Below are 14,698 nucleotides of genomic sequence, written 5' to 3'. Positions count from 1 at the left end.
GGGGCCGTCGCTCCAGGCCCAACGCCAACAGGCCTTCCGCCAGCTCACGCTAGCGGAAGAAAAGCAGGTCCACTTTCAACAGGCAGCGTGAGGCGTCTTTGCACCAGGCCAGTCGGAGCGTATAAAGAAAGAGCAATGTCCCTCTGTCAATCTTGCCCCAACGACCAAGGTGCCCCTGAGTCCCAGACCAGTCGCGATCCATATATCCCCTCCCTATGTTTGTTCAGCGATAACTCTGCGGCTCTACCACAGATAGTGAGGAAAAGTCAATTTTTTGGTATCACGCCGTGAGAGACGAGACACGATTTAGAAGCTGTTGATAAATTCGCCATCCCCCCTTCGACAAACTCAGGGTGAACGGAAGAAGATGTACAATCACCGCGATTTTACCGTAGCGATTATTTCCGTGACCTGGAACACAGTAGTGTCTCTACCGTCGTTGCTCCGATGCTTCTGTTCGAGACCTCGCGAGGGTGTTGGTGGGGTGCAGTTTCACATTGTACTTTCTGCGGACTCAACGGTGGCGCAATGGTGTACCGGAGTAAGAGCCCGTCTCGCGCGTTAGCGGAACTGGAGGCGCTTGGCAAGAAATGGCAACTAGAATTAGTTGAGGTTGTCGACAATATTCTCGACATGAAATACTTCAACGATATGCTCCCTCAGCTTGCGCAACGGCACAGTCCGGCACAACTCTTCTACGAAGTGAAAGCCAACCTCAATCGCCGGCAGGTCGCCTTTTACTTTGATTTCGACTACGAACCGAATGTGAACCCGCACGGTGTCGCCGATGACGTGATTGCCTATGTCACAGCCTGGCAGCGTGAGGGTGAGACAGGGAGATTGACGGCCGTATCACGGGCAGATGGTTCGTTACTATTGGTTGACACGCGACCGACTGCACAACGACATCAAGTGCTCCTCAAGGGGGTAGAAAAAGCGGCCTACACATACTGTGATGAAGCCCGCTCTTGCACAAATGTGACCCAATATCTGCGCGAGCAGTTTCCTGAGGCTCCGGTCACCGCCGCACGAGTAGGTGCATGGCTCGATGCGTTGGTGGCGCAACGGCTGATGGTCAGTGACGGGAAGCGCTATCTCAACTTGGCAATTCCGACGCAGCCCGTACACACTCCATCCGAGGCCCTGCCGTTCGCATAACGACAGAGGAAGCTGATGACATTCGTGCGGCCTCATTCTTGCCACTTTCACGAATAAGAGAATAATGGCGGTATGGACACAGGAAAAAGAAAGGCTCCGAAGTTAGACAAGAACCAGGTTGTCTCTGCCCAAGTCGTGCTCCGAGCCGCGAGTGGGAAATCGATACGCAGTCAGGAACCAATCACGGCTCACAACATTCAGGACTACCTCCCCTCCAGGGAAGCGGTCTCGACCGCGACGAAAATGTTTGCTGGCGCAGGATTTGAGGTTGGTGCCATGGTCGCAAACAGTTTTTCTCTCACTGCACCAGTGGCAGTCTTCGAGCCTGTGTTTAAGACCCACCTGCGGCTGGAAGGGGGCACAGTAAAAGCGGTCAGGTCGCCTGGTGATATTGGCCTGGAGTTGCCATTGTCAGCGCTCGACCATACACTCGCTACTTACATTGAAGCTGTCACGTTTTCTCCGCCTCTGGACTTCGGTCCAACCAATTGGTGAGCGATGAACCGCTCTGACTTGCCAAAATTTCAGCTTCTGCGGGATTTCATTCCCTCACATTTGCATACCTCCCCGTTACTTCAGAGGGGCGGGTTTGCCGTCTTTGCCAAGTTGATTGATCCCTCCCTCCTGACCCGACTCCTCTCAGAGTCATTGCGGCTCGTACCGCATGCAGTAAAGAGCTGGGTACCGGTCTCAGACACCGAGGAAGTCCGTGGCGGCGACCCGGCGCGCCGTTTCCTGAGTGCGGCAGCCGGACGGGAACAGCACCGGCTGTATCAGGCGGCGTGGCTCAGAGACGTTCTCTCGTCTGTGGCAGGAACGCCGCTGCAGCCCAGTGGGGGAGGTGGCACGTACACGTACTACGCACATCGCGATGATTATTTGACTATCCACCGGGATGTCTCATCTTGTGACGTCGCGGTCATTACGTGTCTTCACGACGGCCCAGAATTTTCTGAGACAGGAGGGCTCTTGTCGCTGTACCCAACTCGCGTGACCGAGCCGCTCTCACAGCTTCGAGCGCAACCGGAGAAGGGTGTGGTCAACGTGCGCTTACAGCCTGGTCATACGATAGTGCTGTTTGGTGGGTTACTGCCGCATGCCATACTGCCAGTGTCTCGGCGGCAGGTGCGGATTGTTTCTGTGCTCTGTTACCGCGATCTTCAGGCGGAAGAGCAAAATTAGCGTGGCCCATTAGCAAGCAACGGAGCAGGTACTTATAAGCGTAATCTGTATGCTGCCTCTCTCTGCCCTCGACGTGCTTCGCCTCCTCGACCTAGCACTCACTGCTCGTGCTGAGTTCTTCGCCCCAAAACATGAAGCCGCCTTTCGTCTCTTCAACGGTTTCTATGAAGGCTGCCCTGATTTAGTTGTTGATGTCTACGCCCGGACTCTTGTGCTGCACGATTACGCGGACGCACCCATAGAGGCAGCAGAGCGAACACACCGCATGACTACGCTTCATGACTTTGTGCGTGCGCAGTTGCCGTGGCTCCAAGCAGTGCTGTGGAAACAACACCGTTCTCCCTCACTGACAGATCGGCAAGGCATCCTCTTGTACGGTGAGCGACTCGATCGCCACATCCGTGAGCATGGCGTGCGTTATGCTCTCGATTTGCAAATGCATGGCGACGCCAGTTTTTATCTCGACACGCGCAACCTGCGTGCCTGGGCACTGCAACATCTCACCGACAAATCCGTGCTGAATACCTTTGCGTACACCGGGAGTCTTGGTGTGGCTGCCACCGCTGCCGGGGCAAGTCGTGTGGTTCATCTCGATCTCAACCGATCGTTTTTACACCTCGCCAAAGATTCGTACTCGTTGAACGGCTTTCCCATTCGTAAGGCCGATTTTCAGGCCGGTGATTTCTGGACGCACGTGAGTGTCCTGAAACGACACGGTGAGCGGTTCGATTGTGTGTTCCTTGACCCACCATTTTTCTCTGCCACCAGTAGAGGCACGGTTGATCTCGTCACTCAGAGTCATCGTATGATCAACAAAGTCCGACCATTGGTGAACGACGGTGGTTATCTGATCGCCATCAACAACGCGCTATTTGTGTCTGGCGCATCGTACTTACAGTTGCTCGAAGAACTCTGTGGTGATGGGTATTTATCTATTGAAGAACTGATTCCCGTACCGTCGGATTGCACTGGGTATCCGCATACGATTGTGAGCACGCCGCCAGTTGATCCCGCACCGTTCAATCATCCGACGAAAACTGTTGCGTTGCGGGTGCGGAGGAAAAAGGGGTGATTCGGATGATTGAAGGGCAGCACATTGCACTTGTCACCCTGAACGAAGTGAAGGGTCTCTCAGAAAGATTCTTCGTTGCACGCAGAGTGACAACTCCGAATATCTGTAATTCCTTAGATAGATCCTTACCGGATCAACAACGCCGCCCGATCGGCAGCCCGATAGAGTCCTTGGGTAATCGAGTTATGTATCGCGTCCACCAGGGTGGCAAACGCCGACATATTAACAGAGAGTGAATCGCGAATATTCTTGATAAGCTCGTGTTCTTTCTCGCGTAACGTAGTACGGACGCGCTCTTCACTGACAAACGTCCGCAAAAAACCTGGCATATCCATATTCTTCAACAGGTTTTCCATACCAACTTTGCCGACATACCACGTGACCCCACCAACGACGATCAACATCAGGGCACCGATCGGTCCGTGCGTCAGCAGAGCGATCCCACCACCGCCACCCAATACCGATGTGACCAGAATCGCACCGAGCACCGAGACAAAATTACTCACTCCGCCAAGCACCGATTCCGTATCGACCATGTTCCGTGGCATCCCTCCCATGCCTTCGACCCCAAGCACCATCGGCAAATGCATCAAGGTCTGGGGGACCTGGTAACGATCACAGATCGGATTGGTGAGTCGCTCGACTTCAGGCAGCATGCGGGTGAACCATATGCGAATGATCTCACCAAGTTGGCGCTTCCCGTCTTCACTCGCGAGCCAGTCGACTGCTCGGGGTTGGACGACATGTTCAAGGTCAGCCAAGGTGCGCAATTGTCCCTGCTGCCATTCATGAAACGCTGGCACGATCACCGCTTCAGGAAGTGAACGGGCAAGAAATCCGGCCACTGAGTCGAGTAGGACCGGTAAACTGTCTTCAATCGTCCGACGCGTCTTTCCCGAGGCGATCAAACTGTCGATTTCGTCACGAAACGCCGTCGTTTTCAATTCGATGCGACCGGCACCGGCTAATCCACGAGCGATGGCAAATTCCGGTTCCGCACCACGCACCACGCGAGTTCCAGGGAACACAGTGTCACAAAGTTCCGAGGTAAACCCCATCCGCGATGCACCACCCGTCAGCAGCACCAACTGCGGCAAACACTCTTGCATTCGTTCCTTGGCATGCATCAAGGCATCGTGGAACGCGCCTCGCCAACTGCGGTTCTGCAGAGCAGCAAGTGGGCGATCCAGCACTTCCTCCATAAATGTCGGCGTGATCTCGATATCGAAATACAAGGGTGGCGTGGTTTCAAGCCGGACGGTCTTACTGGCAGGTTTGTCGATCCACATATCTGGATTGGAGAAAAACATCTCCTTCACTTTTCGACATTCTAACTCACAGATTGCCGCGTATACGGGATGCTCAGCAAAAATCTTCCGCAGCTCCCCGGCCCGTTTATGTTCACTCACCACACGTTCGAGAATCGCTTTATCAATCAGCCCGCCACCGAGAGCATTCTGGCCAAAATCACTAATACGGATTTCCAGGTTTTGCACCGCGGTGAAGTCAGTTGTCGATGATCCAATATCGATAATAAGAATCGCACCTTCCGCCAGATCTTGCGAAATGTAGCCAGACTCGCGCGCATAGACCAATGCCGCACGCGACTCCGGCCATACAGTCACATGCCGCATCCCAGCATCACGCAACAACTCAGCATACCGCTCACGAACCGTAGCACTCCAGCCGGAAGGACAGCCGACGAAGAACAGGGTCTTATCACCGCCAGTAATCGCCCGGTCTTTCAGCAGGACTTCGAGCAACTTCCCGACAAAGAGTTTGATCGGTTCGCGCACTTCGTATCGTTCGACCTCGGGGCTCTTGAAAGCGATGCGAAGACTGCTGACATTACGCGCCATAAAGGCATCATCGCCAATGAGGATCCCACGGCTTGGATGTTGGGCGACAGCAGTAAGGATACTCTTGCTGCCATGGATATCGAGGATCTGCGGCTCAGTAGTTGCGGCAAACATCGCCAACGCCACCGCCGTTTCACCATGCCCGAGGTCGAAACCGACAATCTCTACGTCAGGCTTCACGCTAATGGCCTCTTTCTTTGTTGGCCGGTTCGGCCACGAGCCCGCGTCTGAGCGGCTTACCCTCTTTACTCACCAGTGCTGGTTTGAGGGTCCGCCAGCTGTGACTTTTCTCATCCAGGCTCGGCACTGCGTCAAACAGAAACGAACGTTCGGCAGTAAAGCGTTCAACTCGGATCCCATGCTTCTCAAGCAGAAAGATCAGCGGCTTGAGTTGTTTGAGGGCAAAGGTCCCGTCCTCGACAGAAGCGGCGTAAAGTAATTCTTGGAACAGTTCGAGAAAGGCCGCATCCTCTCCTAGCGCGCTTGCAGGTACTGACAGCGGTTGAGTAACCTCGGTCACCGTGGCATCGACGGCACGGAGGGTCTCACGCAGACGAGATAGGAGCATGTTGCTGTTGACCCGGATAGCCAAGGCAGGCTCTGGCAGAGCTGTCGCGGGAGTAGCAACAGCTGGCTTCATCAACCACTCACGAACATCAAGGAGTACCAACGCCACAAGGAGGGTAAGACCGAAGAGGTTCTCGATCTGATACAACACACCACCTAATGCCGCAGCCAATAGCAGGCGAACGATGCGCAGAAACCAATCTCCCCGACTGGCGGAGGCTGATCCTCGAACAGCACGTTGAGCTGTGGGCGGTGTCTGTTCACAACTGACCAGCGTTGCCACGCCAGAGTTCACCACATCGACCAGAAAACCCAACAGACGTCGTTCGGTTAGACTCCGATCTTTTTCTCGGCTCGCGAGTGCCAGGAGAGATCCCAGCCAGCTTTTGACTTCCTGCACAACTTGTTCTGGTGGCAGTTCGTCACGTGAACGCTGTTGGAGTTCGTGACGGTGTTGGTCAAAGAGTTCGGTCAACGTGCTCATGAATTGTCATCGCAGTCGTGGCTTCAACCCTTGATCGTGCTTATCTTTCCCCCAAAGCACGGTCGAGTACGTCATTTAATAAACTGCACGAAGACTGATAGCTAGGGGTTCAGGGTGGAGATTTTTGTGGAAGGAAGGAATGCAGCATGCTGCGGTTGCGCCGCGTAGATGATGATATTGCTGTCCAGAAGCATCAGGGCTCCCGGCCTGGTAAAGCTCGCTCGGATCGTAGTTCTTGCTGCCATGTAACCGCATCAGGGATCTCAGCAAACGGACCTCTGCGTGCCAATTCCGCTAAGGCCTCTGCCATCGCTCACCCCCGCTCTGGCAATACATCAAGAGTCGGTTCGTCCAGCACTGTAATATAGACTTGCACAGCACCGGACTTCCCTGGCGGCTGATCAAGTCACTCGACTTGAGTATCACGAAGAATCGCTTTGTAGGTACGTAGCACGCTCAGACTCCTCGGCGTTGTGTACTGTCCGTCAGGAGAGAAGGCGCAATAGACGCTTGTACGCGTCGCGCATACTCCGCTCGTACCTCCACTAAGCCACGATAGTCTGAATCGCCGTTGGCAGCTTGCTGAGCGTGAGTTCTTTGAGTTGGACCTTCTGGCTGGCATTATCAATATCGATTCCGACGAGGTTTCCGCTGGCGTCGTAATCGAGAACGATCCCTTCGGAAATTTCCTGACTATCTACGCTTGGTTGCTCAGAGAGATCAATGTAGAGCGAATCTGTCTCAGGGTAATAAGTGAGCTTCATGGTTTGAACCTCCGATCAGGGAAGGCGTTGTGGATGGTTACTCTGTCCTCCAATGTAACAACTCGTATGATGCGATTGTCAAATTCAGGAATCACTCTCCAGAAGCGAAACCGGTTTTTCTCTTGCGGTTCACTGCGAATCGGATTTTCCAGCACTTGAATGCACCATTCCTTTTTCAAGTACGGGCGCTTTCGCGAGACTTCGTCCTCAAAATACTCCGTGAATTTGTACGCTTTCGCAGCGTGAAGCTTAGCTGGTCCCAACGAGCCTGGAAAGGCGCAAGGATTGCCCGAGTAATGGCAAAGCCAATGCTACTTACACTCCGGTAGCACTTTTGTCCCCAACAATTCAATGCACTTCATTGTCTCTTGATGACTCGGGCCGGTGGGGTGACGCAACATCAGAATCATGTACTGACAGCCGATCTCACGTTGGTAGCGTTTGATTTCAGCCACTACATCGTCAGGAGTGCCGCAGATCAGCCGGTTCGGGGCGACACGAGCAAAATTCCATTCGGCATCTGATTTTATATCCTTTACCCACGGTTCCCACTGTGAGTTAAAGCGCCCGGAGGAAAAGAAGCCCAAGTGCAGATAGAACAAATGGTAGGCTTGAATGTGTGGCCACCAGACACGTTCGACTTCGGCGCGGCTTTCTGCAACCCAGGCGTCACGCATCAATGCAATCTCCACGCGCGGATTCTCGGCCTTGGCGGCAGCATCACGATAAATCTGCCCCCACGCTTTCATGACATCGAAGTTATGCAACGGATCAGAAATCCAGCCGTCACCGATACGACCAGTGCGTTTCAACGTTATCTCCGACATCGCCCCAACCCAGATTGGTGGCCGTGGTCGACGAACCGGACGTGGAGTAATCGCTACATCAGTAAACTGGTAGTGACGACCGTGATGCGAAAACGTCTCACCAGCCCAAGCGCGTTTGAGAATCTCAACTGACTCCGTAAACCGCGAAGCTGCTTCATTGAGCGGAATCTGAAAGACATCGAACTCCTTTTGAATCAAGCCAAGTCCAGCGCCAAGAATGAAGCGCCCACGCGACAGATTATCGATCACTGCACCTTGTTCGGCGATTTGCAAAGGGTGAAAGAGTGGCAACTGCATAATGCCAGTACCAAGCTCGGCACGTTTGGTCCGCGCAGCAAGTGCAGCAAGAAACGTGAGCGGCGCTGGCATATACCCATCAGGCATCTGATGATGCTCGGGAACAAAGAACGCATCAAAACCAAGCTTTTCTGCGAGCTCGGCTTGTTCAAAGACTTCGTCGTATAAGCGTGGGAGATTCTCCCCGTTAGGTGGATCTTGTAGCAAGAAATGCAGACCAAATTTCATGACGCTCGTCGCTCCTCAAGATAACGTCGAACCACAAGTAACCCATCGGGAGTGAACTGCTCATTCGCTGCCCGCCGTAGAATGTCATCAGTCGTCATCATTTCCACGTACTGGACTTCTTCCACTTGCGGAACGATCTTGCCATCGTAGGTACAGGAAAACGCTCGGCCCCACACCCGTGAGCGCTCATCTTCAAAGTAGAAGTCAAATAGTGTCGTCAGCGGCACATCACGAATTCCCATCTCTTCTTCCAGTTCGCGCACCGCACTTTCTTCGTAGCTTTCACCAGCAAGGACAACACCGCCAGTGGCAGGATCAAAATAGCCAGGAAAGACATCTTTCGTCATCGTGCGCTTCTGCACATAGATCTCACCCTCAGTGTTAAACACGAGGATGTAGGTACTGCGATGCAGCATCCGCTTCGCCCGCATCTCCCGTCGCGGCACGGCACCAATCACATTGTTTTGTTCATCAACGATGGCAACGATTTCGTCGGCTGGGTTCATAACACGTAATGCGTAATCCGTAATGCGTAATTTTGAAAGAGTGTAAAGAGTAAAACGTAACCACCCCGTGCCCTTTTACGCCTCACGCAGGAGGCTTTCCTCTTTACGTTTTACGTATTACGTTTCTGTCCCCTATGTCCAACACTCTCATCATCTTTGCCAAAGCACCAATCGTCGGCCAGGTGAAAACACGCTTGTGCCCGCCAATGACTTTGGAGCAGGCAGCGGGGTTAGCCACATATTTCTTGATTGATACCGTCGAACGAGCGTGCTCGCTTCCTGACGTTCAGGTGTACGTCGCTTTTACCCCGACTGACAGTGAGTCCGTTTTTCGTGCCCTGTTGTCGTTTCCAGTTCACTACGTTGCCCAACGTGGACATTCGTTAGGCGAACGTGAGCTCAACGTCTTTCGCGATCTCCAACAACAGGAACCAAGAAAAGTTGTCCTCATCGGTAGTGATATTCCCACGTTGCCACGCTCACACCTTCAAGAAGCGTTTACGCTACTTGGCGATCCTGGCTGTAATGTTGTGCTGAACCCCACCGAGGATGGTGGGTATTGTCTGATCGGTATGCGAGAGCCACATGCCGTGCTGTTCGAGAATATCTCGTGGAGTACGCCTGCAGTGTTGCAGGAAACCCTCGCCCAAGCGCAGCGACATAACCTCAAGGTAAAGCTTTTACCCTCTTGGTACGATGTTGATGAAGCAAGCGATTTGCATCGGCTTGCAACCGATCTGTCTCAGCCCGATAGAGCCGCTGAAGCGCCACGCACCCGCGAATTCCTCGACCGGCTCGGCTTTAGCGTGAGTCGATAAGATGTCGCTTTTCTTTGCTTATTGTGGCAGTGCGCATCACTAGTCAGAATGATGGGCTCTTTCCGATCTCATCGAGAAAAGCGATGCCGATAAGCTCGTACCGTAGCTTGCATCGCCGGGTGAGAACGATCGATCACTGTAGGCTTTGCTCGCAAAAACGAGCGGATGGCAGTTTTGATGGTCGCTGGGACCATACGAGCAATAGAGGAGAGCAAGAAACGCTCCCCCCACGGTTCCTCCCCTCATCCGGGCCGTGAGTTATTTCTGCGGCACTACGGGCAACACTACATGCGATGCCTGTGTTCCACCGTGAAACACGTGCTGTACTGCAGGCCGACCGATCGTATCAGTCGCAGTATCACCACCTGTGTTGAGATTGCGATCGAAGCGGGGAAAGTTGCTACTCGAAACTTCGAGGCGGATACGATGACCAGGCGCAAAGACGAAACTGGTCGAACCGAGGAGAATACGATATTCATAGATCTTTCCTGGCTCTAGAAGTTCCGCGCGACGTAGCGAGTTGCGATACCGCGCCCGAATAATGCCGTCACACAGATTGATCGCACGACCATCCGGAGCGACATCCACCAGCTTGGCAGTGAAGTCAGTATCACGAGCATCGGTCGCAGCATACACAACGGCCTCAACCATGCCGGTGACTTCGAGGGGCGCATTAAGCGGAGCTGAGGTGTACACCAGCACATCATCGCGTTCTTCAACGGCACGTTGGTCGCGTGGTCCAGCACTGAGCGGACCAGCCATCAGTGTACAACCACCGCAAGTGGGCACTGGGCGTTCAGGATCGTACAAGAACTTGTCGTTGGTTGCGTGTGTTGGCGGCTGCGTGGTCAGCTGTCCGTCGCCGCGCAGGCTATTCGCCGCACCATCACTGGTAAGGTAGTAGCGAGTTGCAACGGCACGAGCGAGTGGCCACTCGTTTTCATTGCGCCAGATGTTGGAACCCATGACGAACAGTCGTACTGGTGAACCGTCGTCAGGTTGATCTTGCAGACAATGATCGAACCATTGGAGATGCTGCCCACCAAGATCAAGCGCATCCGGCAATGCGCCCGGACCAAAATCCTGCTCGCCGACTTCTCGTTCAAACATCCCGTGTAACCACGGCCCAACGATCAAGCGTTGCTTCTGTCGTGCCCAGGTGCTCTTGCCGCGCTTCTGCATGCCGATGAAGTTGCGTAGCGTGCCTTCGAGAAAAATGTCGTACCAACCACCGATATGTAACGCAGCAGTATCAATCTGTTCATACTTTGATTCAATACGTACACTTTCCCAGTATTCATCGAGCGAAGGATGTTTGAGCCAGGTTTGGTAGTGATCCATCAAGCCCGGCACTGTGCCTGGAGGAAAATCAGCCAGTGGCAAACGACGATAGGCTTCCGGCATGTCGAAGATCGCGCCATAGAGTTTCTTACGTGCATCTGACGGACCATCTGATAAGCGCGCGACTGTTTCGGCAGCCATGCCTGCGGTCCAAAACTGAATGAACCCTTGCTGAAACGCGCCGCCTTGATAGGTCCAGCCTTCGTAATAATCAGATGAGGTGATGGTCGGCACCATTGCCTTCAAGGCTGGAGGAGCAGCAGTCGCGGTAAGCCACTGCGTCGCGCCGAAGTACGACGCACCATACATGCCGACTTTGCCGCTTGACCATGGCTGCGCCGCGCACCAGGCAACCGTGTCATAGCCGTCCTCGGCTTCACCAACAAACAGTGAGAATTTTCCATCTGATTTAAAACGACCACGCGTGTCTTGGATAACGACGACATAGCCTTTCTTGGCCGCGCGGATCGGACTCAACAACGAGAGTGAGATGGGTGAGAGATCTTTACTGTAAGGTAACCGCGCCAACAGCACAGGATGTTTGTTCGTATCATCTGGCCGGTAAATATCCGCGCGGGTTTTGACACCGTCGCGTAAGGGAATCTCGACATTGAGATCGATCTTTAGTGATTCCGGCATAGTATTCTCCGAGCTTTGGGTTTTGCAGAAAAGTCAGTTTAGCTACACTCCTCGTCATGCCCGCGTAGGCGGGCATCCAGGATCTTCAAGCAGAAGCCTTTAGTTATTCCTCCTGGATTCCCGCTTTCGCGGGAATGACGCTTCGTGTCCTCTCCTCGCAAATCCCTCCTGCGAAAAGAGGCCAACCCCCATTTCTCATGCCGCTCCAATCGCTGCTAACCCTGCCTTTGCACATTCGACGTCTTGTTCTTCAGTTCCGCCACTAGCACCAACTCCACCGAGGAGTTCACCTTTAACAATCAGCGGCAATCCACCTCCAGCCAGCAACAACGGGCGCCCCGCAAGATTAGCGATACTTTCAACCAATTGTGGACGCTGCTTCGCCAGTTCTGCGACCTCAGATGAAGTTCGACGTAGAGTCGCTGCGGTAAACGCCTTGCTTGGTGCCACACTGGCAGTAAGCCAACGGGCATTGTCCATACGAGCAAAGGCTACTAAATGACCTGTGGGATCAACAACTGCCAGGCTCATGCCCCACCCTTCTTTCACGGCCTTCGCTTTTGCTGCTGCGATAAACTTTTCTGCGAGTTCTAATGTGAGTGCCATAGCATACGCCTCCTTCTTGTGTGTGTTTCTTGGCCTCTTCAGCAGGCTGACGTTACCTCGCCTTGACCTCGGGGGTCAAGTGAATACACTACGAAGCACTATGGCACGCATAAGTAGAGAAGAGTACGTTCAGCACATGGCAAAAAGTCTAAGCCTTCCACCAGCAGTGATTGAGCAGATCATCGGTCCACGTCCGGAAGGAGATGACAGAGATGGGGGATGGAAAATCATTCGTATGGTCACAGTTGCGGATCTCCAACCGTTTGGGTTAGAGAGCCGACTCACGTCGGCTGGGATGCGGACGATTTTCCGGACGCTGGTTGAAGATTGACGCAGACTGACAATTGCTTGTTCTTTGAGTGGGACACTCGGATGACGAAAAAATCCCACCGTCTGCAGATAGACGCGAAGGAAAATTTGGAGAAAATGCGTTGGTTGGAGCGAAGACAAGCGCGCGCGATAGCTAAGGTCGGCTCTTCTACCATTGAGGGTACGTACAGACATGCGAACGCCGCTCGTCGTCTTCCTCGGAAGGATCACCAACACAAAAGGATTTTCCTATGCGTGTCATTGACATGCACAACCACATTGTTGCCCCAGAGGTGCTTGCCTTTCTTGAGCGTGAAGGGGAACGCTACGCGACTCGCATCGTGAAGCGAGAAGGAAAGCGGTTTTTTCACATTTACAAATCGGCCTTCTGTCCGATTTCCGACAAATTTATTCACCCTGAAGCACGGCTTGCCGATATGGCTGATGAGGGAGTCGACCTCCAAGTGCTTTCATGTGCGCCATTTGTGATGTATCCAGAGGTCCCTCCAGCTTTGGGACTCGCAATCGCCCAAGTGAACAATGACGCCCTCGCAGCCATTGGTAGACGCTATGCTCGACGTTTCGTCCCGCTTGCCTCGGTACCGTTGCAGGACCCACCAGTCGCGGTGCGAGAGTTAGAGCGCGTGCGTAAGCTAGGACTGCGCGGCGTCGTCATTCCCCCAAACATCCGTGGCCAGGGGTTTGATGAAGCAAAGTTCGCCGAGTTTTGGGAAGCAGCCGCGGCGTTGCAGATGGTCGTGTGCATTCACCCCTTTGAGGCCGCACCACACGGGGTCTTCGCTCGCTATGCCATGAGTGATCTCGTTGGCAATCTGTATGACAGCGGCTTGGTGGCCGCACTGTTAATTTATGGTGGCGTGCTTGAGCGCTATCCTGAGTTACAGATTGTGTTGTATCACGCCGGTGGTGCACTCCCGAGTTTACTAGGGCGGCTCGATATGGGGTATGAGCGGTTGCCAGAGTGCCGCCAGGCCATTCCTCGGCCACCGTCGACATATATCGAGCAGTTTTCCTTTGACACTATTGCATTTAATCACCACATGCTGCGATATTTGGTCATGCTGTATGGGCACGAGCGGTTGGTTCTTGGCAGTGATTATCCGCTTCCTGCTGGTATCACCCATCCAGTGGCTGAGGTACAAGCATTACGATTAGATGCGGAATCGGAAGCGGCGATCCGTGGTGGAAACGCCAGTCGCTTGCTCCGCTTACCGTAGAGTCAAGTGTAAAGGAGGGTGCATATGTCCACCACAGACGTCCATCGGATTACCACGGTTGAACAATTACGGGCTCGCATTGGCGAACCGTCAGCGGTCGTCCCGTTGAAACTTTGGAAGTCACTCAATGAGACGGCGGTCGGCTTCATCAAAAAATCTCCGTTCCTGCTCCTTGCGACTGCAGACGCCGAAGGCAACATGGATGTTTCTCCCAAAGGGGACGGCCCAGGGTTTGTCGAAATCGAAAATGACACCACACTGATCATTCCCGATCGGAGTGGGAATAAGTTGATCTTCGGCTTGCAGAACATTCTGCATAATCCCCATGTCGGCCTCATCTTTCTGATTCCTGGAACTGGAGAGACATTTCGCGTCAATGGGCGCGCAGAGCTGACCGCTGACCCAGTAATCTTAGAACGTCTGTCAGCACGGGGAAAACCCGCTGTCGTTGCCATCCGCGTAACGATCGAAGAGTGCTTCCTCCATTGTGCTAAAGCATTTCTCCGCGCCAACGTCTGGAAACCGGATCACTGGTCAGAACAATACAAGATTTCCTTTGGTAAACTGCTAGTAGAGAAAATGGGCGGAGACGAAAAGACGGTTAAACAGTTTGATGAATTTGTGGAGAATGATTATAAGAACAATTTATGATAAGGCGGTGGCAGGAAACAACTTACCGCAATAGTGATTGACCGGAGTGGAGAGCCTCTGCACAAGAGCAGGGATGAGAGACGAGACCATTGTGTGCTGGCTTCGGTCTAAGTATCGAAGTCTGGTCGAAGAGCTGGATGAACGCGGGCGAC

16 protein-coding genes are annotated in these 14,698 nt (G+C 53.5%); 8 read left to right on the top strand and 8 right to left on the bottom strand.

The window, feature by feature from the left end; genetic code table 11:
* Positions 1-528 precede the first annotated feature (528 nt).
* The 4 genes from FJ147_22210 to FJ147_22195 all read left to right on the top strand — a co-directional run bounded on the left by FJ147_22210 (position 529) and on the right by FJ147_22195 (position 3,412).
* Complete coding sequence (locus FJ147_22210; protein MBM4258600.1) at positions 529-1,158, top strand: hypothetical protein; 630 nt, start codon at positions 529-531, stop codon at positions 1,156-1,158.
* Between the two features lie 72 nt (positions 1,159-1,230).
* Entirely contained in the window at positions 1,231-1,653 is a 423-nt protein-coding gene (locus FJ147_22205; GenBank protein MBM4258599.1) for a hypothetical protein, read from the top strand.
* 3 nt (positions 1,654-1,656) lie between these two features.
* Positions 1,657-2,340 (top strand): hypothetical protein, encoded by a 684-nt coding sequence (locus FJ147_22200; GenBank protein MBM4258598.1) that lies wholly within the window; start codon positions 1,657-1,659, stop codon positions 2,338-2,340.
* Between the two features lie 49 nt (positions 2,341-2,389).
* Entirely contained in the window at positions 2,390-3,412 is a 1,023-nt protein-coding gene (locus FJ147_22195; GenBank protein ID MBM4258597.1) for an SAM-dependent methyltransferase, read from the top strand.
* A gap of 125 nt (positions 3,413-3,537) precedes the next feature.
* On the opposite strand, the gene FJ147_22190 is transcribed toward FJ147_22195, so the two are convergent.
* The 6 genes from FJ147_22190 to yfcD all read right to left on the bottom strand — a co-directional run bounded on the left by FJ147_22190 (position 3,538) and on the right by yfcD (position 8,944).
* The gene (locus FJ147_22190; protein MBM4258596.1) at positions 3,538-5,451 is read right to left on the bottom strand and encodes a hypothetical protein; all 1,914 of its coding nucleotides are present in this window, start codon (positions 5,449-5,451) and stop codon (positions 3,538-3,540) included.
* A gap of 1 nt (position 5,452) precedes the next feature.
* Positions 5,453-6,322, bottom strand: a complete 870-nt coding sequence (locus FJ147_22185) for a hypothetical protein (protein ID MBM4258595.1) — start codon at positions 6,320-6,322, stop codon at positions 5,453-5,455.
* Between the two features lie 545 nt (positions 6,323-6,867).
* Positions 6,868-7,086 carry a DUF2283 domain-containing protein gene (locus FJ147_22180; GenBank protein ID MBM4258594.1) on the bottom strand — a complete coding sequence of 73 codons (219 nt, stop codon included), beginning with the start codon at positions 7,084-7,086 and terminating at the stop codon, positions 6,868-6,870.
* Complete coding sequence (locus FJ147_22175) at positions 7,083-7,349, bottom strand: hypothetical protein (GenBank protein ID MBM4258593.1); 267 nt, start codon at positions 7,347-7,349, stop codon at positions 7,083-7,085. The genes FJ147_22180 and FJ147_22175 overlap by 4 nt, the downstream gene beginning before the upstream one ends.
* Positions 7,350-7,397: 48 nt before the next feature.
* Complete coding sequence (locus tag FJ147_22170) at positions 7,398-8,438, bottom strand: LLM class flavin-dependent oxidoreductase (GenBank protein ID MBM4258592.1); 1,041 nt, start codon at positions 8,436-8,438, stop codon at positions 7,398-7,400.
* Entirely contained in the window at positions 8,435-8,944 is a 510-nt protein-coding gene (gene yfcD / locus FJ147_22165; GenBank protein MBM4258591.1) for an NUDIX hydrolase YfcD, read from the bottom strand. Before yfcD ends, FJ147_22170 begins: the two co-directional genes overlap by 4 nt.
* A 134-nt stretch (positions 8,945-9,078) precedes the next feature.
* Between yfcD and FJ147_22160 the strand changes: the two genes are divergently transcribed.
* Positions 9,079-9,762 (top strand): glycosyltransferase, encoded by a 684-nt coding sequence (locus tag FJ147_22160; GenBank protein MBM4258590.1) that lies wholly within the window; start codon positions 9,079-9,081, stop codon positions 9,760-9,762.
* Between the two features lie 258 nt (positions 9,763-10,020).
* Here FJ147_22160 and FJ147_22155 read toward each other — a convergent pair whose 3' ends face one another.
* Both FJ147_22155 and FJ147_22150 read right to left on the bottom strand, forming a co-directional pair.
* Positions 10,021-11,742, bottom strand: a complete 1,722-nt coding sequence (locus tag FJ147_22155) for a CocE/NonD family hydrolase (protein ID MBM4258589.1) — start codon at positions 11,740-11,742, stop codon at positions 10,021-10,023.
* A 195-nt stretch (positions 11,743-11,937) separates the two neighbouring features.
* Complete coding sequence (locus FJ147_22150; protein MBM4258588.1) at positions 11,938-12,348, bottom strand: heme-binding protein; 411 nt, start codon at positions 12,346-12,348, stop codon at positions 11,938-11,940.
* Between the two features lie 136 nt (positions 12,349-12,484).
* Here FJ147_22150 and FJ147_22145 point away from each other — a divergent pair, with 136 nt between their 5' ends.
* From FJ147_22145 to FJ147_22135, 3 genes are all read left to right on the top strand, one after another.
* Positions 12,485-12,679: a hypothetical protein gene (locus FJ147_22145; protein ID MBM4258587.1), complete on the top strand. Its 195-nt coding sequence runs from the start codon at positions 12,485-12,487 to the stop codon at positions 12,677-12,679.
* A gap of 229 nt (positions 12,680-12,908) precedes the next feature.
* Positions 12,909-13,895 carry a hypothetical protein gene (locus tag FJ147_22140; GenBank protein MBM4258586.1) on the top strand — a complete coding sequence of 329 codons (987 nt, stop codon included), beginning with the start codon at positions 12,909-12,911 and terminating at the stop codon, positions 13,893-13,895.
* 24 nt (positions 13,896-13,919) lie between these two features.
* Complete coding sequence (locus tag FJ147_22135) at positions 13,920-14,546, top strand: pyridoxamine 5'-phosphate oxidase family protein (GenBank protein MBM4258585.1); 627 nt, start codon at positions 13,920-13,922, stop codon at positions 14,544-14,546.
* The last annotated feature ends 152 nt before the right edge of the window (positions 14,547-14,698 follow it).

It is taken from the genome of Deltaproteobacteria bacterium, from assembly GCA_016874775.1.
Lineage (GTDB): Bacteria > Desulfobacterota > Binatia > Bin18 > Bin18 > VGTJ01.
Note: the sequence above shows the minus strand (reverse complement) of the source record. Positions and strands in the feature narration are given on the sequence as shown.

Bases quoted from the DNA above. Each gene is read 5' to 3' on its own strand.
- FJ147_22210 (MBM4258600.1), top strand. From the start codon at position 529: ATGGTGTACCGGAGTAAGAGCCCGTCTCGCGCGTTAGCGGAACTGGAG.
- FJ147_22205 (MBM4258599.1), top strand. From the start codon at position 1,231: ATGGACACAGGAAAAAGAAAGGCTCCGAAGTTAGACAAGAACCAGGTT.
- FJ147_22200 (MBM4258598.1), top strand. From the start codon at position 1,657: ATGAACCGCTCTGACTTGCCAAAATTTCAGCTTCTGCGGGATTTCATT.
- FJ147_22195 (MBM4258597.1), top strand. From the start codon at position 2,390: ATGCTGCCTCTCTCTGCCCTCGACGTGCTTCGCCTCCTCGACCTAGCA.
- FJ147_22185 (MBM4258595.1), bottom strand. From the start codon at position 6,322: ATGAGCACGTTGACCGAACTCTTTGACCAACACCGTCACGAACTCCAA.
- FJ147_22180 (MBM4258594.1), bottom strand. From the start codon at position 7,086: ATGAAGCTCACTTATTACCCTGAGACAGATTCGCTCTACATTGATCTC.
- FJ147_22170 (MBM4258592.1), bottom strand. From the start codon at position 8,438: ATGAAATTTGGTCTGCATTTCTTGCTACAAGATCCACCTAACGGGGAG.
- yfcD (MBM4258591.1), bottom strand. From the start codon at position 8,944: ATGAACCCAGCCGACGAAATCGTTGCCATCGTTGATGAACAAAACAAT.
- FJ147_22160 (MBM4258590.1), top strand. From the start codon at position 9,079: ATGTCCAACACTCTCATCATCTTTGCCAAAGCACCAATCGTCGGCCAG.
- FJ147_22155 (MBM4258589.1), bottom strand. From the start codon at position 11,742: ATGCCGGAATCACTAAAGATCGATCTCAATGTCGAGATTCCCTTACGC.
- FJ147_22150 (MBM4258588.1), bottom strand. From the start codon at position 12,348: ATGGCACTCACATTAGAACTCGCAGAAAAGTTTATCGCAGCAGCAAAA.
- FJ147_22145 (MBM4258587.1), top strand. From the start codon at position 12,485: ATGGCAAAAAGTCTAAGCCTTCCACCAGCAGTGATTGAGCAGATCATC.
- FJ147_22140 (MBM4258586.1), top strand. From the start codon at position 12,909: ATGCGTGTCATTGACATGCACAACCACATTGTTGCCCCAGAGGTGCTT.
- FJ147_22135 (MBM4258585.1), top strand. From the start codon at position 13,920: ATGTCCACCACAGACGTCCATCGGATTACCACGGTTGAACAATTACGG.